The sequence below is a fragment of the Kluyvera sp. 1366 genome, from assembly GCF_054823405.1.
Genome location: NZ_JBTRDW010000007.1, coordinates 294,467 through 320,121, shown reverse-complemented (window position 1 = coordinate 320,121; position 25,655 = coordinate 294,467). Strand labels below are relative to the sequence as shown.

The window sequence follows — 25,655 nt, the reverse complement described above, 5'->3', positions numbered from 1 at the left end:
TCCCTCTCCCGCCTGCGGGAGAGGGTTAGGGTGAGGGAAATACAGCTCAATCTCCGCTGCGTTTGCCATAAATTGATCAAGCCATTCCACGCTTTTTTGCGCAAATTTTAGCGATTTTCTTAAATACAGATATTTCTGTGCAGCTATTTAAACATCCATCCTAAAAGCCGCTTTCATTTCCTGAAATATAGTCCGTTGTAATCACTGAAAAATCATAAAAACACCGGATCCATCGACATGATTTATTACGTTCATAGATAAATCGCATTGTTGTTTCGCCCGTTCAGAGCTCTATAATTTGTTCTTTACGCATTCAAGAATTTACCAGGAGGCTGCTATTAATACTAACCAACAGCAATATAACGCTTTCGAGGATCGACGCGCTGATGCTGAACTGGAGTATCAATATAATCCTCACGAGTTCGTTCGCGAAGGTATGCAGGATTCGGAGCCGGAACCCGAGCTGATTGAAGGTTTGCCCGCGCCGGATGCGCTGACGCCTGCCGATCGCTACATGGAACTGTTTGAGCAGGTACAGACATCGCACATATTTGCTGACAGTAAAACGTTTCCGGACTGCGCACCAAAATTCGATCCGCTGGATATTTTAATCCGTTTTCGTCGCCGTAAACGCGCAGCGGATTTTGATCTGGAAGCATTCGTGCACGAACATTTTTATTCACCTCAGGTGAATGAGAGTTTTTATGTTTCCAATCCAGATAAAACCTTAACCGAACATATTGACGATCTGTGGCCGGTGTTAACCAAAATGCCACAGCAACATTTAGCGCACTCATCGCTGCTGCCGTTGCCGAAACCTTATGTGGTGCCCGGCGGCCGATTTGGAGAAACCTATTACTGGGACTCCTACTTCAGCATGCTCGGCCTCGCCGATGCCGGCCGCGACGATCTGCTGCGTCATATGGCGGATAACTTCGCCTGGCTGATTGATAACTACGGTCACGTGCCGAACGGCAACCGTACTTACTACCTCAGCCGTTCGCAGCCGCCGGTGTTTGCGCTGATGGTGGAACTGTTTGAAGAAGATGGCATTCGCGGCGCGAAACGCTATCTCGATCAGCTGATGAAAGAGTACCAGTTCTGGATGGACGGCGCGGGTGAGCTGATGCCGCATCAGGCCTATCGCCACGTGGTGCGCATGCCAGATGGTTCGCTGCTCAACCGTTACTGGGACGATCGCGACACGCCGCGCGATGAGTCGTGGCTGGAAGATATTGAAACCGCGAAGAAATCAGGTCGTCCGGCCAACGAGGTTTATCGCGATCTGCGTGCCGGTGCCGCATCGGGCTGGGATTACTCTTCACGCTGGCTGCGCGATCCGCAGCGTCTGGCGAGTATCCGCACCACGCAATTTATTCCGATCGATCTCAACGCGTTCCTCTACAAGCTGGAGCTGATGATTTCGACGCTGTCACATGCCAAAGGTGAAGAGCTCACGGCGCTGGCGTGGCAAAAAAAAGCCGATGCGCGTAAGCAGGCGATTCATCGCTATCTATGGGATAACACCGCCGGGGTGTACCGCGATTACGACTGGCGTCGCGAACGCTTTGGCGCCTTCACCGCTGCTGCGGTGGTGCCGCTGTTCCTCGGCCTCGCCTCGCCCGAGCAGGCGCACCTGCAGGCCGTTGCGCTGCGTCATCTGTTACTGACGCAAGGCGGCTTGTTAACCTCAATGGTGGAGAGCGGCGAACAATGGGATAAACCCAATGCCTGGGCGCCGTTGCAGTGGATGGCGGTGGTCGGTTTGAATCACTACGGTGAAGAGACGCTGGCGACAGAAATTGCCGTTAACTGGCTGAATACGGTAAATAATTTCTATTCACTGCATCATAAGCTGGTGGAGAAGTATGACATCAGCGGCGATCGCGCCCGTCCGGGTGGCGGCGGCGAATATCCGCTGCAGGACGGCTTCGGCTGGACTAATGGCGTCACCCGCAGATTGATGACCATGTATGGGCATTTGCTGGCGGATTGAGATTGGTGCGGCTTGATGCCCTCACCCTGACCCTCTCCCACAGGGAGAGGGAAACGCTGCCATATGTAAGCTCGATCGGCCCAGGGAGAGGGAAACGCTGCCACTTATCCACACGTATTCGCTCGATCGGTCCCCTCTCCCGCCTGCGGGAGAGGGTTAGGGTGAGGGTAAAAGCTACCCCGCCAACCCAAAACCCTGCTTACCATTTTTCTTAATCTGATACATCGCCTCATCGGCCCGCGTCAGCGCTTCATCGAAGCTGTCGCGTTCCTGCACCTGCGCAATGCCAATCGACGCACCAATCTGCGCATGTCCATTATCAATATCAAACGGCGTCAGCGCGGCATCCAGCACCGCCTGCATCATAATGCGCACTTTCGGATAGTCGATCAGGAACGGCATCAGCAGCACAAACTCGTCGCCGCCGAGTCGGCCAATCACCACGTTTGGCGGCACCACGTCAATGATGCGCTGGCTCAGTTGAATCAACACCTCATCACCACTGCGATGTCCCAAGGTATCGTTGACGTGTTTGAAGTTATCGAGATCGATAAACGCCACGCACAGTGGGCCGAGCGCTTTCATCCTGCTGAACTGCGTATTTAGCGCATGGCGATTAGTCAGTCCGGTTAGCGGATCGTGATGCGCCAGCGATGAGAGCTGCGCTTCGTACTGCTTCTCTTTGGTCATATCAATGTGCGTACCGGTGACTTTGAGCGGATTGCCCGCTGCGTCCCATTCTGTAACGCGTCCGCGATCCAGCACCCATTTAATGTTGTCGTTTTTGCCCAGCATGCGGTGCAGCGCTTCGTAATAAGGCGCGCGCCCTTCAATGTGATCGTAAAAGGCTTTGAGCACTTCGTCGGCGTCATCCGGATGCAGGCGTTCGCGCCACACATCGAACTGCGCTTTGGTCTCTTTCGGCTGAAAACCCAGCATCGCACCCCAGCGACGATTAAAAATCACCAGCTTGCCGCTGGGAATATCCAGCTGCCACAAACATAAACCGGTTCCATCCAGCGCTGCACTCAGCTTATTACGCGCGTCATGCGCTATACGCTTTAACCGCGCATTATGCTTTTTCAGGTTCTGAATCTGCTGACGCAGCGCTTCTTCTGACATGGTTGGCTGAAGGAGAGGAAATAAGCGCTATTTTGCCTGCCGGGAAGTTTCTGTAAATAAAACAAATGAAAAGCCGATTAGCAGCGGCAAATTGGAGAAACTTCAGGAGTTACGTCGAAAGTTTCCTGTCAAAACAGCTGACTTAACTTACTTAAGTACCAGTCTGTAGTAAGCCCCGCCTACATACGTAAGAAATTTCTTAAAAAGCATTTAATAACCGTTGAGTTTCGTGCCGCTGTGAAGGGTCACTGGCGCATTAAAGCGCAGCCAGAGGGCCGCACCGCCGCACGGCAGTGCCTAAAGCAGCAAAGAAAACTGAGAATCAATTCGTGGGCAAACGCATTTTTAGCATGATTTTTTTGTTGGGCTTTTGCCTGTCGGCCTGGAGCGCCACCACGTTAAAATTCACGCCGCGTTACGGTCTGGTTTCCCCTGAAGTGACGCTGAATGCAGAGGGACAACAGTGGCTAAAACGTCATCCGGTGCTGCGCGTCGGCGTTTGGAGCCATACGTTACCGCCCTATTCGGTTGAATTCGAAGAGGACACCTTTGAAGGACTGTCCGCCGATTATCTGGCCATCATCGCGAAAACACTGAATCGCGCGGTCGAAGTTAAGCGCTATAACACCCGTCTCGATCTGGTTAACGCGCTCAATAACAAGCAAGTCGATTTAATTCCTTACTACCCGCAGGCTGCTAATCATGAAACCAAACTGGCACTGAGTATTCCCTATTCGCTGGCGCAAAGCGTGTTGATTAGCCGCCGCCAGGCAAAATTTGATCGTCAGCTGAATGACAGCCGCTATCGCCTGATGTACTACGGTGACGACGAACTGAAAGCGCTGCTGCATAAACGCTATCCCGAAGCCACATTAGCGCCCGCCTCACCGCCGCTCTGGGCCTATACCGATACCGCTTTCAAAGAGGACATGGTGTTCTGGAGCAACTCCGCCACGCAGCGTTATTTGTCGCAGCGCGGCTTGCAGAACATCATTGAAGGCCATAGCACGCCTTACATGAACGATGTGGATGCACGCTTTGCCGCCCGCGCGGACAATGCTGAGCTGATCGACGCCATTAATGAAATTCTTAAAAATATCCCGCTACGTAATGCCGTACAAATTGCCGAAGCCTGGGGGCTTGATTACCGGTCGGTGGTGAAGAATCATCCTTTGGACCTTAGCGAAGCCGAAGCAAAATGGCTGGCGGAGCACCGCGACATCACGGTGAATTACGACCCTACACATCTGCCTTTCACCTTTCTGGACAGCAAACAGCGTGTCGCCGGACTCAGCGTCGATTTGTTAAATCTCATCTCGCAACGCACCGGTATTCGTTTTCATTACAACCCAATGCGGGGCTTGAGCAATATGCGCGATGCGCTGGTTAATCAACGCGATTCCCTGATTGTGGTGAGTGACGGCGCGTCAAAGCAGAGCCCGCAGATTCAATACACGCGATCTTATGTCTATTCGCCTTGGGTGGTGATGACCCGCAGCGACAGTAACTGGCACAGTTTCGATGAGATGACAGGGAAACGCATCGGCATCTACGAGCGTTCTTATTATCGCTTTGATCTGCGTCGCCGCTGGCCAACCATCGATTTTAGTGAAAATGCGGTTTCGCTCGACTCCCTCGGGCAGCTGCAGGACAAAGAGGTTGACGGCTTTATCGTGCCCTACGAATCGGCGCAATATTTGCTGAATAACCACTTCAACGATCGCTTCAAAGTGGCGTTTGTCGCACCGTTGCCGATGTTTCGCATGGCGATGGCCACCAATTTGGCGGATGAGCATCTGAATTCAATCCTGAATAAAGCGCTGTCAGATATTCCGCAGCCAACCATGCAGTCACTGATGGAGCGCTGGATCAAGTACACGCCGCCCGCCACCAGCACGTCCTGGCAGAGCTATCGCAGTTACGTGCTGCGTATTGCTGCGGTGGCCGGCATTTGCCTGCTGTTTTTCCTGTGGCGCAACCATCTGCTGAAATCGTCGCTGGCGAGGCAGCGCCAGCACGAGCGCGAAATCAGCAACCAACTGCACACGATCGAAACCTTGTTAGAGGACGTGCGTAAAGCGAAGCGTGCGGCACTGCGCTCCAGCGAGGCGAAAAGTACTTTCCTTTCACATATGAGCCATGAAATCCGCACGCCGTTGGCGGCACTGATTGGCCTGTTGGAGATTGAACATTTAGGTCAGAGCGACGAAGCGCAGCGGCAAAAGAATATCGATTTGGCGTGGGAATCTTCCCGTTCACTGCTCTCGCTGGTCGGCGATATTCTCGACCTGGCGAAAATCGAATCCGGTCATTTCAGCATTCGCCACATGCCGATGTCACTGAGCGATGTGGTTTACGACACTGAAGCGCTATTCCGTCAGGTGGCGCTAAATAAAGGGCTGGCGCTCAATGTCATGCTGGATATCGATCAGGACAGCGTGCTGTTTGATCCCGTGGCGTTGAAGCAGATCCTGGCGAACCTGGTCAGCAATGCCATTAAGTTTACCGCGCGGGGTGAAGTTGAAGTGGCGCTTTACCAGGCAGATATCACTAAACCCGAATACGTACTGGAAGTCTGCGACAGTGGGGTTGGTCTCACACCAGAACAGCAAAAGGCGATTTTCGAGCCCTTTGTTCAGGTGGATCAGGGCACTAATCGCGTCAGTGGCACCGGACTGGGTCTCAATATCTGTCGCCGTCTGGCGGTGATGCTGGGAACCGAGCTGCATGTAGAGAGCGAGCCCGATGAGGGCAGCGTGTTTATGCTGCGCTTCATCGCCCAGCCCGCCACGCTGACTGAAGCAGAAGCTGAGCCAGTTGATGACGTTGTGCACGCATCCTTAAGAATGCTGGTTGTGGATGACAACGCCACCAATCGCCTGCTGCTGGCACAACAGTTGCGTTACGCCGGGCATCATGTGTTGGTGGCAGAAGACGGTGAAACGGCGCTGGCACTGTGGCGCGAACATGACGTTGATCGTGTGATCACCGATTGCAATATGCCAGGCATGGATGGCTTTGAATTTACCCGCCAGTTACGTATTGAGGAGAAGCTAATGAATCGCCGCGCAGTCCCGATTTATGGCCTGACGGCGATGGCAGAAGAGCGTGTTGCACAACTCGCGACGCAGGCTGGCATGGATGGTTGCCTGTTTAAACCGCTGGAGCGCACCCAGCTGCTGCGAGTGGTCACTGGCAGCGCTGCCAGCAGTGTGCGCAATGAAACCCTGCTTACCCTGGAAAACCTCGCAGCCAATGATCCGCAAGCCTGGCGCGATCTGGTCACCACCGCTCAGCAGCAAAATGCGCGCGATCTTGCACAACTGGAGCAAGCTGCCATGGCGGAGGACTTCCCTGGTGCACACCACGCTGCACATCAATTACTTGGCAGCGCCAAATTACTGCGCGCTGAAAGCCTACAACAGAGTTGCCTCGCCGCCGAGCAGGCAGCCGAACAACGAGAGAGTGCGTTCCTGCAGCAGCTGATTCCCGCAGTCGCTACAGCAGTGGCCGAACTGGAAGCGATCTTCCTCCACGCACTAAAAAATAATCCTGATAATGAGGTGAAACCATGAAACAAGATGCAATCTGGCAGGTTGCCGTATTAGACGATCATCCCCTGATCGGCAAAGCAATTCAGTATCGTCTGGCGCAGGAAGCGCTGCTGGAGCTGGCTGGCGCCTTTTCGCAACGCCAGCAGCTGATGGCATTTTTGCAGCGTCATTCAGTGGACGTGCTGGTGCTGGACTACATGCTTGGCGAAGACGAACTCGACGGCCTGCAGATGGTGAAACAGCTGCGCGCGCGTTATCCCGATTTGAAAATCCTGATCTCCTCGGCAGTAGAAAAACCGGCAATAGTGCAACTGCTGTTAAAAGCGGGTGTGCATGGCTTTGTGGGTAAAAGTGAAGATCAGGAAGTGCTGATTACCGCCCTGCATCAGGTATGCCGTAACAAGCGTTTTCTCACCGCCGATATGCTGCTGGAGATGGATAAGTTTCAGGAAAGCGATCGGGAAATGCATGACTATTTATTGCCGCGTCAAACTGGCGAAGATATCACGCTGCTGCTGCGCAATCTCAGCCCACGTGAGATCGAGGTGATCCGTTGCTATCTGGATGGATTAAGTATTACGCAAATCGCCGGAAAATATGCGCGCAGCCGTAAAACCATCAGCGGGCAAAAACAGACTGCACTGCGTAAATTGGGTCTGCGATCTGATTTGGAATTATTTAAATACAAAGAGCATTTCGGTGAAATTGTGCTGCATCACTGATGCATAAATTGTGTTCTGTGACGCGGATCAAGGCTTATTGGCCGCGCTGCGCTGTCATGATGTTTACTAGAATGGTAGTTTATCAGTTATCACAGACACGATAACGGTGGATGACATTATGCAGCTGACAATGCGTTGGTTTGGTCCGAAAGAAGATAAAGTTTCGCTGGAATATATTCGTCAGGTGCCGGGCGTGCGCGGCGTCGTGGGCGCGCTGTATGACGTGCCGGTAGGTGAAACCTGGCCGAAAGAGAAAATTAACGCGCTGGTTGAGCAGGTGCATGCCGCCGGGCTGACCGTGGAAGTGATCGAAAGCGTCAACATCCACGACGACATCAAAATTGGTCTGCCAAGCCGCGATCGCTACATCGAAAATTATCAGCAGAGCATCCGTAACCTGGCCGAAGCGGGTGTGAAAGTGATTTGCTACAACTTCATGCCGGTGTTTGACTGGATGAAGACCGACATGAACTACGTGCTGCCAGACGGCTCGCTCACCATGGCGTTCGAGAAGAAAGGCATTGATAAGAGCCTCGACGAAGTGGTGCAGGAAGTGCTGGGCAACGCCAATGGTTTCGCCCTGCCGGGCTGGGAACCGGAGCGTCTGGCAAAAGTGCAGGATCTGTTTGCCCAATACAAAGATGTTGATGACGCTAAGCTGCGTGAAAACCTCGCTTACTTTCTGAAAGCGGTGATCCCGGTATGTGAAGAAGTGGGCGTGAAGATGGCGATCCACCCGGACGATCCACCGTATTCGATTTTTGGCCTGCCGCGCGTGGTGAAGAACCGCGACGATCTCGACTGGATCTGTAACGTTGTCGATTCCGAGGCCAACGGCATCACGCTATGTACCGGATCGATTGCCGAAGATCCGAGTAATGATGTGTACGCCATTCTGGCGGAGTTCTCGCGCCGCAAACGTATTCCGTTCGCCCATGTGCGTAACATCAAGATTATTCGGGATAAAGATTTCTACGAATGCGCGCACCCAACCGAATACGGTTCGCTGGATATGTATAAAGTGCTGCAATCGATGTATGACAACGGCTTCGATGGCTACATCCGTTCAGATCACGGCCGCTTTATCTGGGGTGAAACCGGCCGTCCGGGCTACGGTTTGTACGACCGCGCGCTGGGCACCACCTATCTGCTGGGATTGTGGGAAGCGCTGGGTAAGCGCTGAGTTGGGTGCGCTTTGTCCCTCACCCTAGCCCTCTCCCGCAAGCGGGAGAGGAACTTTTTGCTCCCTCTCCCCGTGGGAGAGGGCCGGGGTGAGGGCATCAGCGCGCACCATAATCACCGCACAACCTGACAAACTCGCCTTCCCCACTTGCCGTTAAATATATACAGTCAAACTGTACATATTCAGCGGGGAATCACCATGTCAGAACATAACAAAGCCGTTGTGCGTCGATTCAATCAGCAGGTGATTGCCGAAGGCGATCGCCAGGCTTTCGATCAACTCGTCGGCGAAAACTTCATTAACCGCTCAGCGCCAGCCGGCGCGCCCAGCGATCGCGAAAGTCTTTGGCACACCTTCGATCAGATCCTGCGCCCCGCTTTCTCCCATCTTCAGGTGCACGTTGAAGATCAAATCGCCGAGCGCGATTGGGTCACCACGCGCAAAACAATAACCGGCGTTCACAGCGGATCGCTGATGGGCATCGCGCCCACCGGTTTACCCGTAACGATCGCGGTGATCGATATGGTGCGAATTGAAGAGGGAAAATACGCGGAACATTGGGGCATGAACACGCTGGCGGCGGTGATAACGCAGTTAAAGCAGTTTGCGTAACGCAGCCAGCCCTTTTTGCAGATCGTCGCGATCCTGCTGGTCGAGTGTTTCATTGATGCGCGCCGCAAGCCAGTCGGCACGCTGTTGACGTGCGGCCGCCAACGCAGCGCGCGCCTGATCGCTCAGCACAATCACCTGCGCCCGCGCGTCCTGCGCGCTTTTTTGTCGCAGCACCAAATCTTGCGCCTCGAGTTCGTTAATCACTAATCGCATGCTTTGATGCTTCACGCCGCGCAGCCGCGCGAGATCGGCGATAGAAAGCGCGTCATGGCTGTCGAGCAGATCTAAGGTTTCATATTGCGAGGTGCGCACGGTCGCGGTGCTGACGCGGACGTTACGTACCAAATGGCTGACTATCTTACGGAGCTCTTCCGCCAGCTGCTGGGTTTCATTTTCAGTGCTCAAAGGGGCGATTCCTGCGCGCTATCGTCGGTCCATTATAGGAAACCTATTGCCTAATGCCTCAGTTAAGCACCCTATCAAATCACCGCACATTTCGTAGCGGCGCGATTTATCGCGCAATGAATTGCGCCGCTACAATGTGTGCTCTCAGTGATTAAGGGTTTTCATGTCTTGACTGACGAGCATTAGGAAACCTATTGCCAGGCTTTAAACAACAAACTGGCATTCACGCCGCCAAAGCCAAAACCGTTGGAAAGCGCATAGGTCATTGCCGTCGGCTGTGGCTTGAGTGCCACCAGATTCAGCCCAACAGCCGCTTCATCCGGATGCTGCAGATTGAGCGTCGGCGGAGCAACCTGATCGCGCAGCGCCAGAATCGAGAAGATCGCTTCCACGCCACCCGCCGCACCGAGCAGATGTCCGGTGGCCGATTTGGTGGAAGTGATTGCCACCTTGCTGCCAGCAAACAGCGAGCTAATTGCTGCCAATTCGCCCTTGTCGCCGACCGGCGTCGACGTGGCATGCGCATTGATATGCTGCACCTCGCTCGCCGTAATGCCCGCCTGCGCCAGCGCGGTTTCCATTGCCCGGCGTGCCCCTTCACCATTTTCCGGACCGGCGGTGAGATGGTAAGCATCTGCGCTGGTGCCGTAACCCACCAGCTCCGCCAGCGGTGCCGCGCCGCGCGCCTGCGCATGTTCCAGCGATTCAATCACCAGCAATCCCGCGCCCTCGCCCATCACAAAACCGTCGCGGTCGCGATCAAACGGACGCGAAGCCTGCTCTGGACGATCGTTAAAGCCGCCCGACATCGCTTTCGCTGCGGCAAATCCGGCCAGGCTCACGCGATGGATCGCCGCTTCGGTGCCGCCGCACAGCGCAATATCCGCTTCGCCGCTGCGAATCAAGCGCGCCGCATCACCAATCGCCTGCGCACCCGCCGCGCACGCGGTTACCGGCGCGCCAATTGGCCCACGAAAACCGTGTGCAATCGAAACGTGTCCGGCGGCCAGATTGGCGAGAAACGAAGGAATGGTAAACGGCGACAAGCGACGCGGCCCACGCTCGGCGGTGGTTTCAACCGCGTTGGCGATTTCGTTAAAGCCGCCGATGCCGGTGGCGATCACCGTGGCGGTGCGCTGCTGTTGCGCACTGTCCTGCGGGAACCAGCTGGCCTGCGTCAGCGCTTCATGCGCCGCCACCAGCGCGAACTCAATAAAGCGATCCATTTTCTTGCGATCTTTGGCGGCGATAATGCCGTCGGGATTAAAACCGTGCTGGCGATCCTGCTCCAGCGTCGGCACCTGTCCCGCCACTTTGCAGGCGATGTCCTGCACCATCTCTGGCGGCAAGGCGCTGATGCCCGATTTTCCCGCCAGCAGCGACTGCCAAACCGCTACCGTGCCGCAGCCCAGCGGCGATACCAGCCCCATGCCGGTAATGACAATTCGTTTCATTTTTCATTCCTTAATCTGCGGATGCTTACTTGCGCGTTAGCGTTATGACTGCGGCTGGTGCAGCGGCGGCGGCGCAAATTTCTGGGTGTTATCTCCAGCGCGTTTTTTCTGCAGATAATCATGGCGATAGTGCATCATCGGCTCCGCTGCCGGACCGGGCACCATCTGATAGTTATCCAGCGTCAGCGGCTGGCCGTTTTCGCTATCGACCAGCTGCATCTTCACCGGACGCTGCGTAGCGCTTTCCACCAGCTGCATCTGGCGACCTTCCGGCGAGAAATGCGTGCTGCCCCACTCGGTGAGCGCCAGAATTACGCCGCGAAAATCGCGACCGACGGCCGTCAGGTGATATTCGAAGCGCGCCGGGCTGGTGCTGTAACACACCTTCTCCAGCAAGCCATCGTCCACCAGCTCTTTCAGCCGCCGCGACAATATGTTGGGCGCTACACCGCTGCTTTTCTGGAACTCATCGAAGCGCGTAAAACCGGCCAGCGCATCGCGCATAATCAGTATGCTCCAGCCATCGCCAATGCGCCCAAGGCTGCGCGCGATGGGACAAGGCATGTTGTGGAGCGTTTGGTTTTTCAAGGTTGGCTATCCCACATCGGTTTGATGGCGGATACTGTTGCAGAGTGACTTTCATTTTGCAAGTAACTTGCAGAATGAAAGTGATTTGGCGGTGGCTTCTTTGCACAACAAAGTGCGCCGCTACGGTTGGGCGCACTTGATCGTAGCGGCGCGATTTATCGCGCGGATTGGGTCAGGTCCGTACCCGCAATCTCGCCTCAATCTTATCGGCGATCTTGGTCACCACATAGGCAATCACCATGTAAAACACCACCGCCACCAGGAAGGCTTCGAGGTAGTAGAAATTCAGCGCCGCGGTCAGTTGCGCCTGGGCGAAGATATCCACCACTTCGATGGCAAACGCCAGCGACAGCGCTTTCATGATCACCATAAAGGCGTTGGCCAGATCGGGAATCGCCGCCACGATAATCTGCGGGAACATCACGCGGCGGAACAGCTGGCCGCCGCTGTAACCGAGCGACAGCGCCGCATCCGATTGTCCGCTATCAAAGGAGTTGAGCGCGCCCTTCCACACTTCCGCCTGAAACGCCGCGACGCAGGCGCTCAGGGCGACGATGATGATCACCCAGTTCGGCAGCGAGTGCGCATTCACTTTCACGCCAATCAGCGTGGCGACGAAATCCAGCGCCGGCGGCAAACCGTAATAGGCGAGGAAAATCACCACCACCATCGGCACGCCTTTGAAGGCGATCTTGTAAGCGATCACCAACTGGCGCAGCACAGGAATGCGGCGATGTTCAATAAAGGCAAACAGCCCGCCGAGCAGCGTTGAACAGATAAACACCGTCACCGCCATCAGCAGCGTCACCGGCACCGCATCGAGAATGCTCCAGAAGTCCGGCAGTAAAACCTCAAGATCAAACATGGTTTCTCTCCCTTATCAGACGCTGGTGAATTTGACGCGTGCAGCAGTTTTCGAGCTGTACTTCGCGTGACGTTGTTCGAAGAAACGGATAATCAACCAGGCCACGCCGCACAGCAGCGAATAGAGCACCGCCAGCACCAGATAAGTGCCGAACTGATATTGGTTGTAGTCGCGTTCCATGATCAGATGCGCAGTCGCCATTACATCCGCCGCACCGATGTACATCACCAGCGCCACGTTATGAATCAGATAGATAATCGCATTGCCGTAACCCGGCAGCGCATAGTGCACCGCTTGCGGACCGACAATACGCAGCATTTTCTGGCGGAAGCTGTAGCCCATGCTGTCGGCGGCGTCATGCTGGCCGCTCTCCACGGCGAGAAACGCCGGGCGCATCACTTCCGACAGATAACCGCCGTGATACAGGCTCAGGCCAATCATCGCCGCGATGTTGGCAGTGACAAAATCGCTGAAGCCAAACTGCTCGGCCACCAGCGGCAAGCCATAAAACGCGACAAACAGCTGCAGCACCACCGGCACGCTGCGCGCGTATGAGACGTATAAATCCACAAACTGGCTGATAACCGGGATGCGGCGCACGCGGAACACGGTGGCGATCAGCGCCAGGAAGAACCCGACGATCATCGCGACAAACATTATGCCAAGCGTCAACGGCAGCGCCGAGAGCAGCTCGGGAATCATCGAAGTCAGATTCACGGTGAAACACTCCTGCTAACAATGAAGCAACGCCCGGCTCAGCACCGGGTGCAGCTTTAGTGAATCCTTACTTCATGTACTTCGTGACGTCTTCGCCAAACCACTTCTGCGCCAGCTTATCCAGCGTGCCGTCCGCTTTCAGCTGTTGCAGCGTTTTGTTGATGTCATCGTTCAGCGCCTGGTTCTCGGCTGAACGGTGAATCAGCACGTAAGTGTTGTTGATGGCAACCGGCTCGCTGGCTTTGATCGCCAGTTTCTGGTTGTCGATCACCGTTTGCTCGCCGAGGTTCGAAGGCAGGATCAGCGCATCATATTTGCCACGCTGCACCTCTTTCAGACGATCCGGATAAGGCACGCCAGCGCTCGAAGCTTTGATCTCAACTTTGTCGTTCGGGTTGTCCTGCTGCCACTGCGTCACGAATTTGTACACGCCGCCGCCGGCGGTAACCGGCACAATCTTCTTGCCGACCAGATCTTTCATGCTGTTGATGGTGCTATCGCTGCGGCTGTAGATTTTCATCAGGCTGGCACCGATCGGTGCATCCGGAATCAGGAACTGTTTGCTGCGCGTTGGCGCTTTGTAATAACCGCCGGTCGCCATGTCATATTTGCCGGTGGCGAGGCCGGTTTCCTGGGCGATATCCGCCGCACCTTCCATCACAAATTTGTACTGCGGCAGTTTAGCGTTGATGGCTTTCAGCACGTCCGGCTCGTAGCCCTGCGGCTCGTGACCAATCGCGCCCCACGACAGCGGTTTAGACTCCGCCGCAGTGGCGATTTTGATAGTGCGCACCGCGTCGGCGAAGCTGTTACCGCTGATGAGTGCCAGCGCGATGATGCCAGGCGCGGCCAGGCGACGTAAAGTGGTTTTGATTGCAGGCATGTCGTTGATTCCTTTAATTATTAGAATACGCGTTCTGAATTGAGGAACTGAGCAAGTCGCGGCAGGGTTGGATTATCAAACATCTCAGTCGGGCTGCCCTGCGCGGCCACCACGCCCTGATCCATAAAGACGATGCGGTTCGAGATACTTTTGGCGAACTGCATTTCGTGTGTCACCAGCAGCGAGGTAATGCCGGAGGACGCCACATCTTTAATCACTTTCAGCACCTCGCCCACCAGCTCCGGATCGAGCGATGAGGTCGGTTCATCAAACAACATCACATCAGGACGCACCGCCAGCGCGCGCGCGATGCCGGTACGCTGCAGCTGACCGCCGGAAAGCTGCGACGGATAGTGATCGAGTTTGGCGCCCAATCCCACTCGCTCCAGCTCCTGCACGGCGATATCGCGCGCTTGCTGTTTGCTTTTGCGTTGAATGACGATCAGCGGATCCATCACGTTTTCCAGCACCGTCATGTTTTTGAACACGTTGAACTGCTGGAACACCATCGCGGTGCGCAGGCGGATCGCCTGGATCGCCGCTTTATCCGGTGACTGATAATCCATGCGGATCTGATCGAGCTGAATGGTGCCCGACGCCGGTTTCGCCAGATAGTTAATGCAGCGCAGCAGCGTGGTTTTGCCGGTGCCGCTTGGCCCGATGATCGACACCACATCGCCGCGTTTCACCGACAGATCGACACCTTTCAGAATCGGCGTGCTGCCGTAAGAGAGCGTAATATCGTTGAGTTCTAACATGCAGCAGCCCTTATTTGTGCAGGTCAGCATGGCCAAGCACATGCATCAGACGGTTGGCCCAGCCAAAAATGGCGATGGCGTGGATCAGATCGATAATCTCCTGATCGTTCATGCCGACTGCGCGCAGTGTCGCCATATCTTCGACGCTGGCTTCTGACGGCGTCACCGACAGGCGGCGGGCAAAACGGTAGATCGCCGCATCACGCTCGCCGAGCACATCCGCACGATTAAAATAGATGGCGCTCACCACCGCATCACTTTCGGCCAGCTGCGCATGGCGACGCGCGTGCACCACCGCGCAATATTTGCAGCCATTGACGATCGACGCGCCCAGCGCGCCGAGTTCACGATCCGCGCGATCCAGCCCGCCATCGACATACATGATGGCGTTGAACAGCACGGTACGCGCCACGTAGCTGTCGGGATCGTGTGCTAACGTGCGCACATATTCGGAGATCTTCTTATTGGATGGCGTCACTTTCATCGCATCGAGCTGCGCGGGCGTGGCCTCTTCTACCTCGACCGGCGCGATATACGGATGCCAGTGCAGCGGCTTGAGATTAACCGATGGAATCATGCAGACCTCAACAAGCGTAATCCGGCCGCGACGCGCGTCTGGAAGTTAATAAAAGCGATCAGCTCGGAGAGCGCCACAATCTGCGGATTGCTCAATCCGGCTTGCTCCAGCAGGCGAATGTGCTGCTCGGTGGCGTGCATTGGCTGCTGGGTAATGAGATCGGCGTGGCGCGCGATGGTCGCCAGCGGTTCTGGCAGATCGGCGGCGCCTGCCGCCAGCGCCAGCAGCGCCTCTGACGGCTGCAACGCCGCCAGCTGCGTCTGATAATCCTGTTGCAGCGCGGCATCGTTATTCAGCTGCGCCATGCGCTGCGCCAGCGCTAAACGCACATCCGGCGCTAAGCCCTGATCGTCGTTGGGTGCCAGCACCGAGATGCGGCACTGCTCCGCGCCGTCAACAAATTCCGGGCGCAGGCGGCGCGTGCCGTACAGCGCATCTTCAGCGTTTAAACCGACTGCGTGATCAATTGCGTCACTCACTGCGCGTTCTCCTGGTTGAGTAAGGGCGTAGAATCCACCCATTCATCGCCCTGCAATTCAGGGGTGTCAAAAGCCTGTAAGTTGGCGTAATGCTGCTCGACGTCTTCGGCAAACAGCGAAGCGGTAATGCCGCGCACCAGACGATCGGCACCGGCGCTCACCGCCGGGATATCGCCGGAGACTTTGCCGTGCGTCAGCATCGCGGCATCGTTGAAGCAGTGAATGTGCGCCAACAGCGGGCATGCGCCTGGTGTCAGTTCGCGGAATTCAAAGGCGGGGCCGAGATCCGGCGCTTCCAGCAGATTGGCTCGCGGCGCGCCCATTTCGGGCTGATAACGTCCGTCGCGCCAGCTGCGGATATGTGGCGCGAGCGCGGCAAACTCCGGGCGGTCGTGGAAATCGTTACTAAAGCCGGTAGCCGCAATGAGGTAGTCGTAGCGCAGCGCGCCTTGCGTGGTTTCGATCAGCAGCCCATCGGCCTCTTGCTTAACCGCTTTGATGCCGCAATTAAGCAAGAAGCGAGCATTGGCATGACGCGATACGCGCAGCGTCGAGGAGCGCGGCGGCGGCGTTTGCGTGGTGGCGGTGTAATCGACAAACTTCCACTTCCACGCGTCCGGCAGCTGATGCATGCCGTGCACCACGCCCTGACTGCCGATGCCGGTCATTTTGTTGATGCGCGGCATCTGCTTACGACGAATCAGCAGATCCACCGCGCCCGCGCCGTTTTCCAGCGCGGTGGCGGCGTTATCCATTGACGATGCACCTGCGCCAATCACCGCGATGCGTTTGCCCTGCAGGGCAGCGAAATCAATGTCGTCGGCGGAGTGCGCCCAGAACTGGCGGCTAATACCTTGCAGGAAATCCGGCACGGCGAAGCCGCCAAGACCAGAACGTCCGGTGGCCAGCACCAAGCGGCGAGTGTATATGCGGCCGGTTTCGGCACCGCTTACATCGAGCGCAATCAGATCGCCAGCAAAGCCAATGTGGGTGACGCGCACATTGTTGCGCACCGGCAGATTCAGCACCTTGCGATACCAAATCAGATAATCCATCCACTGCGCTTTGGGAATTTTATCCAGCGCTTGCCAGGCTTCTTTGCCCCACTGCGCGGTGAACCACGCGCGGAACGTCAGTTGCGCCATGCCGAGCGCCGGGCCTTGTAGAGATTTCGGTGAACGCAGCGTTTCCATGCGCGCAAAGGTCACCCACGGACCTTCCAGCCCAGCGGGTGCGGCGTCATACGCCACCACATTGCTGATGCCGCTGAACTGCAATTTCGCCACCGCCGCCAGCCCGCACATGCCCGCGCCGATCACCACCACGTCACGCACGGGTGCGCCATCCTGCGTGCGCTCGGGCACCCAGGATTTAGCGGGCAGTTCAAGATATTCCAGATCCTGCTGAAGCTGAGCTTCCAGCGCGGCAAGGCCATCGGCGGCATAAGTCATACATGTTTTCCCAGAAATAAGCGGCGGCCAGGGTGCGGACGAAACCACCAAATCGCGTAAGTGATTGTGCATTTCCATTATCCTGATAACACATAGTTAATGGTCATTAATCACTAAATCACATAGTAAGAGCTAAGGTTTCGCATAATCCTCTTGCCCTAAAACAGAGTCAATAATCGCGCTCAGCTTTTGACCAATGGATTTCTTATATCTTATGCCGGAAATGTTATAAGGCTTTTAAAAGAAGATTTTCATACGCAAGCTGATGACTGAAATCACGTACATTCCGTAGCGGCGCGATTTATCGCGCAAAACATTGCGCCGCTACAAAATACGATTGGGGTGAGATATTTAATCCTGATTAATCAACCGCATAATACGCGGATGCTCGCTGGCGGGCAGACGCTCAAAACCCGGCAGCAAATCGGCGGCCGCGCTGGCTAACGCCTCAACCAGCGCCTGCGCGGCAGCTGAAATCTGTCTTCCCTGCGGCGTGATCACGCCAAAGTAGTAGGGAATATCCTCCTCAATTGGACGAATCGCCACACCGGCCAGCGGCATGCCCCAACCGGTGACCGGTTCGAGAATCGCCACGCCCAGCCCGGCGCGCACGCAGCCAAGAATATTGGCGGAGGAGTTGGTTTCGATGGTTTCGTGCAGCGGCGTTTTGACCATTTTCAGCGCCTTTTCGTAGCGCCCGCGCAGCCGCTGCGGGCTCCACGGCGCAATCAAACGGCGTCCCGCCAGGCTGCTCAACGATAGCTGAGATTGCGCTGCCAGCTCGTCATGCTCTGGCAGCGCCACCACGCACTGCGACTGCCCAATCCAGTGCAACTCCACCGCGTGATGCTCCAGCGGCAGACTGCATAAACCGAGATCGGCTTCGGCGGTGATCACCGCATGCGCCGTCTGCACGGCGGATTCGCTGATGATCTGCACTTTGTTCTGCAGATTCAGCGCGGCCAGCGCCTGCGGCAGCAAACCCGCCGCCAATGCCGGCGTGGCGGCGATGCTCAGCGGACGATGCTGCTGATGGGCGATCTCCTGCGCGCGCAGGCGAATCTGCTGCAGCGAGAGCAGCGCTTTCTGCACGTATTGATGCAGCTGCAGCGCCTCTTCCGAAGGATGAATGCGCGGCCCGTTGCGGATAAACAGCGGATAACCCAGCGATTGTTCCAGCTCCTGAATCAAACGCGACACCGCCGGCTGCGAGCGATTGAGCGCCTTCGCCGCCGCCGTGACGCTACCGGCAGAGATCACCGCCGAAAAGGCTTCCAGCTGCCGCAAATCCAGGTCGTTTAAAATGGTCATCGCGCAATTTTTCCCTAACTCATTGATCGTTCCCGACATTGGCGCGGGAAAGTTTTCATCATAGAGAGAGTGGTGGGAATTAGCTACTGGAAGTAAAGTATATACAATCACTTAAAGCATTAAACATTTCACTTAATTATGAAATCTAAAGCATCAACCTAATTACAACCATCCTTAAGAGATAAAATTTAAAATTACGATTTAAAAATTTTTATTAAATCACACCTTAACAAACCCACTCTAGACACTACAAACATCTTATATTTACCATCTAAAAAATTAGACAAAACGTTCTTAAAGTAGTAAATTTTGTTACAACTCAAAACAATCCATTATTTTATTTTTGCATTAGGATATGCTGATGAACCAAAAAATCAAAAAACAACCTCCGGTTTCGAATTTAATTGAAAACATTCAAAAAATGATGAATGGAAAAGCATTTAAAAATTATATTCATCACGCAAGATTCCCTAACTTTAAAGGATTAGAAGAAAACGCAAAAATTACGTTTGACTTTCCTTTAACTGCATTAGTTGGCGCAAATGGAAGCGGTAAAAGCTCAATTCTTCATGCTTTGTACGGTATGCCTGAAAGATATAGTACATCACGTTTTTGGTTTTCAACTGATATAGATCCTATCATCGATATTAATAAAAACCCTGCTCGCTATATATATGGTCATTGGCATCAAAAATACAATAATATTGTTGAGACTAGAAAAGCTCGAATGAAACGTGTTAACAGAAATTATGAATACTGGGAACCAACGAAGATCAGCATTCGTGATAATATGAAAAAAATGCCTAAAGAGCCTTACGAAAGAAAAGATGCTGATCGCTGGAATCCAGTGCAACGTGAAGTTCTTTACATGAATATGAAAATGGTTATTGGCGCATTTGACAGGACAATGAATTTCGATGACAAAATTAATTATTCAATTCATAAAGGGCCAACTGGCCAAAGTGAGAAACATGAAGAAATGCTTAAGGGCGCAAAGCGACTTAGTCGAGTTGCCAGCAACAACATTCAGGAATGGAAGTTAGGCGGAGGCAGGGATAGAGTATTCTGCAATAGATTATTAAATGATAATGAACTGGAGATAGTTTCAAGGATCTTAGGTAGAAAGTATATTTCAGCCCGTTATATTGAACATTCTTTATATCCTAGCCAAAATGGAAGTGACCTTAGCGTTATCTTTGACCGAGGAATAAAGTATTCAGAAGCATATGCTGGAAGTGGTGAGCTTTCCATTGTGAAAATTGTTACTGAATTGTTAGCTTCTAATGAAAATACTTTAGTATTACTCGATGAACCAGAAACTTCTTTACATCCTGGAGCCCAAAGGGAACTCCTTTCGTTTTTACTGGAAATGATCATCATAAAAAAATTACAAATAATAATTTCCACACATTCAAGTGATATGATTTCTGAATTACCTAACAATGCTATTAAAGTTTTAGAAGGTAATGGAATGGGTAAAACAAGGATTATGAATAGCTGCTCATCTCTAATTGCATTAAATAGACTTGGAAGCTTAAATAATGATAAAACTACAATCTATGTTGAAGACTTGATGGCAAAAGCTGTTATCGAAAGAGCAACCAGACAGTTAGACCCCGGTGAAAAGTTGAGTATTGAAATAATTGTTGCGCCTGGTGGCGCCGATACTATTTTAAAATATATTATCCCAACACTAATAATAAAAGAATCCAAAAGTTTCGTATACCTTGACGGCGACCAAAAACTACTTGAAACTTTTCATGATCCAAGCACCATTCCACCATCTGAATACTTTACGCTGGATGAAAAAATCAAAGAAACAGTCAAATGCAAACCACAACTTTTATTAAATGGAGGAAATGACAAAGCTGGTAATAAAGTTGCTGAAACAGATATGAAATTAAAATACTTGTCATGGATTTATAATAATCTCAGTTACCTACCAAGATTATGTCCGGATGCTATCGTTTTAAATTCTATAGATGAAAGCGCGACTTATAATTCATCAGAAGAATATAAAAATGCATTAAAACAAATCTACAACGATCCGGATATTTCGTCACTTGAGATAATTACTCTATCAAAACACTACTTAAATAAAATGGATGACAATTCGGCTGATTTGGTTATAATTGCATCTAAAGTTAAGGAGTGGATTCAGCGTGGATAAATCAAAAGCCAAGACTATCAATAAAAAACATACTGCTATTGACCTTTTCAGTGGGTGTGGTGGTTTATCTCAAGGTTTAGTTCAAGCTGGCTTTAAGGTTTTGGCAGCTATTGAGTTAGATAAAAAAGCTGCAACAACATACACATTGAATCATCCCAAAACTAAAATGTTCAATATGGATATAATCTCTTTACCACCTGAAGAAGCACTTGATAAATTAAACATTTCCCCTGGGGAATTAGATCTTTTAGCTGGATGCCCGCCATGCCAAGGCTTTTCACGTCTAAGAACAAAAAATAAAGGATTTGCATCAGAAGATACCAGAAATGATCTTATATTTTATTTTCTTGAATATATTAAAGTCATGAAGCCTAAAAACATCATGCTTGAAAATGTCCCAACACTGATTAAAGACCATAGATTTCATGAGTTTTGCCTTTCATTAGACACATTGGGCTACTCTTATAAATTTGACGTACTCGATGCAAAAGATTATTCAGTCCCTCAAAGAAGGAAAAGATTAATCTTATTAGCTTCTATAAGTTGCATTCCTAATTTAGCAGCTAAGTCATCAAAATTTAAAACTGTAAGAGATGCGATTGGAAAAAAAGAAATTCCTGAGAATGATAACATACATAGTTTAACTGATAAACGTTCTCAAAAAGTAATGGAGATAATTAAAAACATCCCCAAAAATGGAGGTAGCAGAACTTCATTACCTCCACACCTACAACTTGAATGTCATAGAAAATCAAATGGATTCTATGATGTTTATGGTCGAATGCAATGGGATGATCCATCACCTACAATTACTAGCGGATGCAATAATCCATCGAAGGGACGTTTTATTCACCCTGAAAAGGATAGGGCAATATCATTAAGAGAAGCCGCGCTTTTACAGGGGTTTCCGATTAGTTACAAGTTCATCCCTGAACATGGTAAAGGTTCAATTTCATTGATGATTGGTAATGCTTTGCCTCCACCTTTTATAAAAGCACACGCATTAAGCATTATTAGACAAATCGAAGGCTCAAATTAACTCATAAATCTAAAGATAAAATCATTATCTTTAGATTTAACTTTAACTTTCAAGTTGTCGAAAAAAATTGTTCGAGAATTGTTTAAGCGACTCTTTCAAAAGCATGCTTCAATTTAAGCTGCTTAATAAGACCTTATGTTTCTCTTAAATTACATTTGAGTTTAAAAATATTTTTATCACAAATTCTCCGTCAACTCGCCATGATGCTCACGCAACAAACGCAGCATATCCAGTAGAAAACTATCTTCGTTGCCCTTCTGCCAGGCAATGCTCAATGGCAATCCTTTAATCTGCTCCGGCAGATCCAGCGCAATATAGCTAACGCTGTCGCTGTTCATGGTGCGATACGAGGCGGGCACCACCGCCAATCCCAGCCCCGCAGCAACCAGGCTCAGGATGGTTTGTTTCTCTTCGGCAAACTGCGCGATGTGCGGCGTGAATCCCGCCAGTTTAAACAGGCTCATGGTGAGATCGTGACTGTGCGGGCGTGTGCGCCGGTCTGGAATGATCATCGCTTCGTGTTGAAAATCAGCCACCGCCACCCGTTCACGAGCCGCCAGCGCATGCTGAATCGGCACCGCCAGCACGCAGCTTTCGCGCGTGATAAAGCGCACCGCTAATGACGCATCAATACTTTGCGGCTCGCGAATAAAAATCATATCCAGCCAACCCGACTTTAATTTCGGAATTAAATTAATGGTTTTGTCTTCAATAATATGAATATCGCTGTGCGGATGCAGCGGAACAAATAAATTAAGTAACGCCGGAACTAACCCACGCGCGGCACTATCAATCGCACCAATACGTAATGTGCGGCGTTCATCTTTTAATCCCACTTTAAAACGTTTCGCCAGCGCATCAAATTGATCGATTAATTTGCTGGCGTCGTCAAAAAAGAGCGCGCCTTCGGCAGTTAATGAAACATTACGCGTCGATCGATTTAACAGACGCACGCCGAGGTCCTCTTCCAGTAAACGAATGAAGCGAGAAAGTGACGCAGGCATCATTTCCATCTTTTGTGCGGCGCGGCCAAAATGCAGTTCTTTACCGACCGCAATAAAGCAACGCAATTGATTTATATCCACATTCCCCTCACCCGCTGATTATGCAAATAGTTTATATAATCCACATCTGATGATAAGCCAAAGCAAAACTGCATACTGAACTCGATTACAAAAAAATAACACCACCCTACACAATCTGGAGCACTTTAATATGAACTCTCACCTCGAAAAAAGGGTGATGCGTAAAGTGACGTTACGCATTGTGCCCTTCATCATGCTGCTCTACTTCATCGCTTTTCTCGATCGCGTCAATATTGGTTTTGCTGCATTAACTATGAATCAGGATTTAGGTTTCTCGCCCACGGTATTTGGCTTTGGCGCTGGAATCTTTTTCCTCGGTTATTTTCTGTTTGAAGTACCGTCGAATTTAATTCTGCATAAAGTCGGCGCCCGCATCTGGATTGCGCGCGTCATGATCACATGGGGATTGGTTTCCGGCTGCATGGCATTTGTGCAGGGCACCACCAGCTTCTACCTGCTGCGCTTTCTGCTTGGCGTGGCAGAAGCCGGTTTCTTCCCCGGCATCATCCTCTATCTCAGCTACTGGTTCCCGGCGGCAAAACGTGCGCAGGTCACCGCCATCTTTATGGCTGCGGCCCCACTTTCCACTGCGTTAGGTTCGCCCATTTCCGCCGCATTACTGGAGATGCATGGCCTGCTTGGCTACGCCGGTTGGCAATGGATGTTTGTGCTGGAAGCGATACCGGCACTGATATTCGGCATCGTGGTGCTGTTTTACCTCACCGATCGCCCGGCGAAAGCCAAGTGGCTCACCGATGAAGAACGGGCGTGGCTGGAAAAGACCATGCAGGCCGAAGAACAGGCGCGCGCGGCCAATCAAAGCCACAGCAGCGCCTGGCGCGGACTGGCCGATAAGCGTGTGTTAGCGCTGGCGCTGGTCTATTTCGGCACATCCGCAGGCTTGTACACGTTGGGCATTTGGTCACCGCAAATCATCCGCAGCTTCGGCGCGTCCTCAATAGAAATTGGTTTCCTCAACGCCTTCCCGGCGGTACTGGGCGTGATCGGCATGATTCTGTGGGCGCGCCATTCGGACCGCACCAAAGAGCGCAGCTGGCATGTTATCGGTGCCTGTTTGCTGGCGGCTGCCGGACTGATTTATGCCGGGAACGTCAGCACGCTGTTTACGGTGATTATCGCCCTGACGCTGGTCACCGTCGGCATCAGCGCCTCCAAACCGCCGCTGTGGAGCATGCCGACGCTGTTCCTGAGCGGTCCCGCGGCGGCCGCGGGCATCGCCACCATCAACTCTATCGGCAACCTTGGCGGTTTTGTCGGCCCGATGATGATTGGCGTGATCCGTCAGCAAACGGGCAGCTATACGTGGGGACTCTATTTTGTTGCCGGGCTGCTGGTGCTATCGGCGATTGTAGTTCTGATTCTCTCTGCCCGCGGCAAAACACCGCATCCCGCAGAGCTTGCTCATCCTCATACACATTGACCTAACTGGAGAAACATCATGCGTAACTACTCAATTGCCGCGATTCCTGCGGATGGTATTGGCCCGGAAGTGATCTCTGCTGGCGTTGCCGTGCTGCACGCCTTGACGCGCCGCGATCCGCAGCTGACGTTTACGGTGCAAACCTTTGACTGGGGCTCGGATTACTACAAGCAACACGGCGTAATGATGCCGGAAGATGGCCTGCAAACGCTGAAGACGTTTGATGCGATTTACTTTGGTGCGGTCGGCGCGCCCGACGTGCCGGATCACATCACGCTGTGGGGTTTGCGTTTGCCAATTTGTCAGGGCTTTGACCAGTACGCCAACGTGCGTCCGACCAAAATTCTGCCGGGCGTCACCTCGCCGCTGCGCAATCGCGGCCCCGGCGATCTCGACTGGGTGATTGTGCGGGAAAACTCAGAAGGCGAATATTCCGGTAATGGTGGGCGCGCGCATCGTGGTTTGCCGGAAGAAGTCGGCACCGAAGTGGCGATCTTCACCCGCGTTGGCGTGACGCGCATAATGCGTTATGCCTTCAAACTGGCGCAGTCACGCCCACGCAAGCTGCTGACGGTGGTGACCAAATCCAACGCCCAGCGTCACGGCATGGTGATGTGGGATGAGATTGCCGCCGAAGTGGCGCAGGAGTTCCCGGATGTGCAGTGGGACAAAATGCTGGTGGATGCGATGACGCATCGCATGACGCTGCATCCGCAGAGCCTCGATACCATTGTCGCCACCAATCTGCACGCCGATATTTTGTCGGATCTGGCCGGAGCGCTGGCGGGCAGTTTGGGCGTGGCGCCCACCGCCAATATCGATCCTGAACGTCGCTTCCCGTCGATGTTCGAACCGATTCACGGCTCGGCGTTTGATATCACCGGCAAAGGCATCGCCAACCCGATCGCCACGTTCTGGACGGCGGTGCAGATGCTGGAGCATCTCGGCGAGCGGGATGCTGCGGCGCTGATTATGCAAGGTATTGAATATGTCTGCGCTCAGGGCATTTTGACACCGGATGTCGGCGGCACGGCGAATACCGCTGAGGTAACGCGTGCGGTGGTGGAGTTTATTGAGGCAAAAGCTACTGTGGCAGAAGCCATCTGATTTTATCCAGTGCGCATCCTGTCATCGCACATTGCTTAGCGGCGCGATTTATCGCGCAATGAATTGCGCCGCTACGACTCATGCATTCTGTGATTTTGATTTGCACCTGCTGCGCTTTTCATTAAAAGTCTTTGCA

The 25,655-nt window shown here is 52.8% G+C and carries 22 protein-coding genes; 9 read left to right on the top strand and 13 right to left on the bottom strand.

The window, feature by feature from the left end; genetic code table 11:
• The first annotated feature begins 337 nt into the window (after positions 1-337).
• Positions 338-1,996, top strand: coding sequence for an alpha,alpha-trehalase TreF (treF, locus tag ACVLVH_RS17805; RefSeq protein WP_052026007.1), 1,659 nt, complete (start codon positions 338-340; stop codon positions 1,994-1,996).
• A gap of 174 nt (positions 1,997-2,170) precedes the next feature.
• Here the strand turns inward: treF and ACVLVH_RS17800 are convergent, their stop codons facing one another.
• Positions 2,171-3,118 carry a sensor domain-containing diguanylate cyclase gene (locus ACVLVH_RS17800; RefSeq protein WP_192236376.1) on the bottom strand — a complete coding sequence of 316 codons (948 nt, stop codon included), beginning with the start codon at positions 3,116-3,118 and terminating at the stop codon, positions 2,171-2,173.
• Between the two features lie 350 nt (positions 3,119-3,468).
• Between ACVLVH_RS17800 and ACVLVH_RS17795 the strand changes: the two genes are divergently transcribed.
• The 4 genes from ACVLVH_RS17795 to ACVLVH_RS17780 all read left to right on the top strand — a co-directional run bounded on the left by ACVLVH_RS17795 (position 3,469) and on the right by ACVLVH_RS17780 (position 9,189).
• On the top strand, positions 3,469-6,693 hold the full coding sequence (locus ACVLVH_RS17795; protein WP_225614413.1) for a transporter substrate-binding domain-containing protein: 3,225 nt from the start codon (positions 3,469-3,471) through the stop codon (positions 6,691-6,693).
• Positions 6,690-7,394, top strand: coding sequence for a response regulator (locus ACVLVH_RS17790; RefSeq protein WP_137386443.1), 705 nt, complete (start codon positions 6,690-6,692; stop codon positions 7,392-7,394). Before ACVLVH_RS17795 ends, ACVLVH_RS17790 begins: the two co-directional genes overlap by 4 nt.
• Positions 7,395-7,512: 118 nt before the next feature.
• Positions 7,513-8,577 (top strand): mannonate dehydratase, encoded by a 1,065-nt coding sequence (gene uxuA, locus ACVLVH_RS17785; protein WP_192412082.1) that lies wholly within the window; start codon positions 7,513-7,515, stop codon positions 8,575-8,577.
• A gap of 198 nt (positions 8,578-8,775) precedes the next feature.
• Positions 8,776-9,189 carry an ester cyclase gene (locus ACVLVH_RS17780; RefSeq protein ID WP_137386445.1) on the top strand — a complete coding sequence of 138 codons (414 nt, stop codon included), beginning with the start codon at positions 8,776-8,778 and terminating at the stop codon, positions 9,187-9,189.
• On the opposite strand, the gene ACVLVH_RS17775 is transcribed toward ACVLVH_RS17780, so the two are convergent.
• From ACVLVH_RS17775 to ACVLVH_RS17725, 11 genes are all read right to left on the bottom strand, one after another.
• Positions 9,172-9,594: a MarR family winged helix-turn-helix transcriptional regulator gene (locus ACVLVH_RS17775; RefSeq protein ID WP_192412083.1), complete on the bottom strand. Its 423-nt coding sequence runs from the start codon at positions 9,592-9,594 to the stop codon at positions 9,172-9,174. The two genes, ACVLVH_RS17780 and ACVLVH_RS17775, sit on opposite strands and share 18 nt — an antisense overlap.
• A 191-nt stretch (positions 9,595-9,785) precedes the next feature.
• Positions 9,786-11,048, bottom strand: a complete 1,263-nt coding sequence (fabF, locus tag ACVLVH_RS17770) for a beta-ketoacyl-ACP synthase II (RefSeq protein WP_192412084.1) — start codon at positions 11,046-11,048, stop codon at positions 9,786-9,788.
• Positions 11,049-11,090: 42 nt separating this feature from the next.
• Positions 11,091-11,636 carry a winged helix-turn-helix transcriptional regulator gene (locus ACVLVH_RS17765; RefSeq protein WP_101761873.1) on the bottom strand — a complete coding sequence of 182 codons (546 nt, stop codon included), beginning with the start codon at positions 11,634-11,636 and terminating at the stop codon, positions 11,091-11,093.
• Between the two features lie 172 nt (positions 11,637-11,808).
• Positions 11,809-12,501 (bottom strand): amino acid ABC transporter permease, encoded by a 693-nt coding sequence (locus ACVLVH_RS17760; protein ID WP_192412085.1) that lies wholly within the window; start codon positions 12,499-12,501, stop codon positions 11,809-11,811.
• Between the two features lie 15 nt (positions 12,502-12,516).
• Complete coding sequence (locus tag ACVLVH_RS17755; RefSeq protein WP_154155525.1) at positions 12,517-13,203, bottom strand: amino acid ABC transporter permease; 687 nt, start codon at positions 13,201-13,203, stop codon at positions 12,517-12,519.
• An 82-nt stretch (positions 13,204-13,285) separates the two neighbouring features.
• Entirely contained in the window at positions 13,286-14,101 is an 816-nt protein-coding gene (locus ACVLVH_RS17750; protein ID WP_101761871.1) for a transporter substrate-binding domain-containing protein, read from the bottom strand.
• 20 nt (positions 14,102-14,121) lie between these two features.
• Positions 14,122-14,859 (bottom strand): amino acid ABC transporter ATP-binding protein, encoded by a 738-nt coding sequence (locus ACVLVH_RS17745; protein WP_101761870.1) that lies wholly within the window; start codon positions 14,857-14,859, stop codon positions 14,122-14,124.
• Between the two features lie 10 nt (positions 14,860-14,869).
• Positions 14,870-15,436, bottom strand: a complete 567-nt coding sequence (locus ACVLVH_RS17740) for a peroxidase-related enzyme (RefSeq protein ID WP_192412086.1) — start codon at positions 15,434-15,436, stop codon at positions 14,870-14,872.
• Positions 15,433-15,915, bottom strand: coding sequence for a CMD domain-containing protein (locus ACVLVH_RS17735; RefSeq protein WP_192412087.1), 483 nt, complete (start codon positions 15,913-15,915; stop codon positions 15,433-15,435). The genes ACVLVH_RS17740 and ACVLVH_RS17735 overlap by 4 nt, the downstream gene beginning before the upstream one ends.
• A complete protein-coding gene (locus ACVLVH_RS17730; protein ID WP_192412088.1) occupies positions 15,912-17,366 on the bottom strand; it encodes an NAD(P)-binding domain-containing protein in 1,455 nt (484 codons plus the stop codon). The genes ACVLVH_RS17735 and ACVLVH_RS17730 overlap by 4 nt, the downstream gene beginning before the upstream one ends.
• A gap of 351 nt (positions 17,367-17,717) precedes the next feature.
• Positions 17,718-18,677, bottom strand: a complete 960-nt coding sequence (locus ACVLVH_RS17725) for a LysR family transcriptional regulator (protein ID WP_192236355.1) — start codon at positions 18,675-18,677, stop codon at positions 17,718-17,720.
• 361 nt (positions 18,678-19,038) lie between these two features.
• Between ACVLVH_RS17725 and ACVLVH_RS17720 the strand changes: the two genes are divergently transcribed.
• Positions 19,039-20,847, top strand: coding sequence for an ATP-dependent nuclease (locus ACVLVH_RS17720; protein WP_498949931.1), 1,809 nt, complete (start codon positions 19,039-19,041; stop codon positions 20,845-20,847).
• Positions 20,840-21,886, top strand: coding sequence for a DNA cytosine methyltransferase (locus tag ACVLVH_RS17715; RefSeq protein ID WP_192412090.1), 1,047 nt, complete (start codon positions 20,840-20,842; stop codon positions 21,884-21,886). Before ACVLVH_RS17720 ends, ACVLVH_RS17715 begins: the two co-directional genes overlap by 8 nt.
• 176 nt (positions 21,887-22,062) lie before the next feature.
• On the opposite strand, the gene ACVLVH_RS17710 is transcribed toward ACVLVH_RS17715, so the two are convergent.
• Positions 22,063-22,971, bottom strand: coding sequence for a LysR family transcriptional regulator (locus tag ACVLVH_RS17710; RefSeq protein ID WP_192412091.1), 909 nt, complete (start codon positions 22,969-22,971; stop codon positions 22,063-22,065).
• Positions 22,972-23,101: 130 nt separating this feature from the next.
• Between ACVLVH_RS17710 and ACVLVH_RS17705 the strand changes: the two genes are divergently transcribed.
• Positions 23,102-24,412 (top strand): MFS transporter, encoded by a 1,311-nt coding sequence (locus ACVLVH_RS17705; protein ID WP_101761864.1) that lies wholly within the window; start codon positions 23,102-23,104, stop codon positions 24,410-24,412.
• A gap of 18 nt (positions 24,413-24,430) precedes the next feature.
• Entirely contained in the window at positions 24,431-25,519 is a 1,089-nt protein-coding gene (locus ACVLVH_RS17700) for a tartrate dehydrogenase (RefSeq protein WP_192412092.1), read from the top strand.
• Positions 25,520-25,655 lie beyond the last annotated feature (136 nt).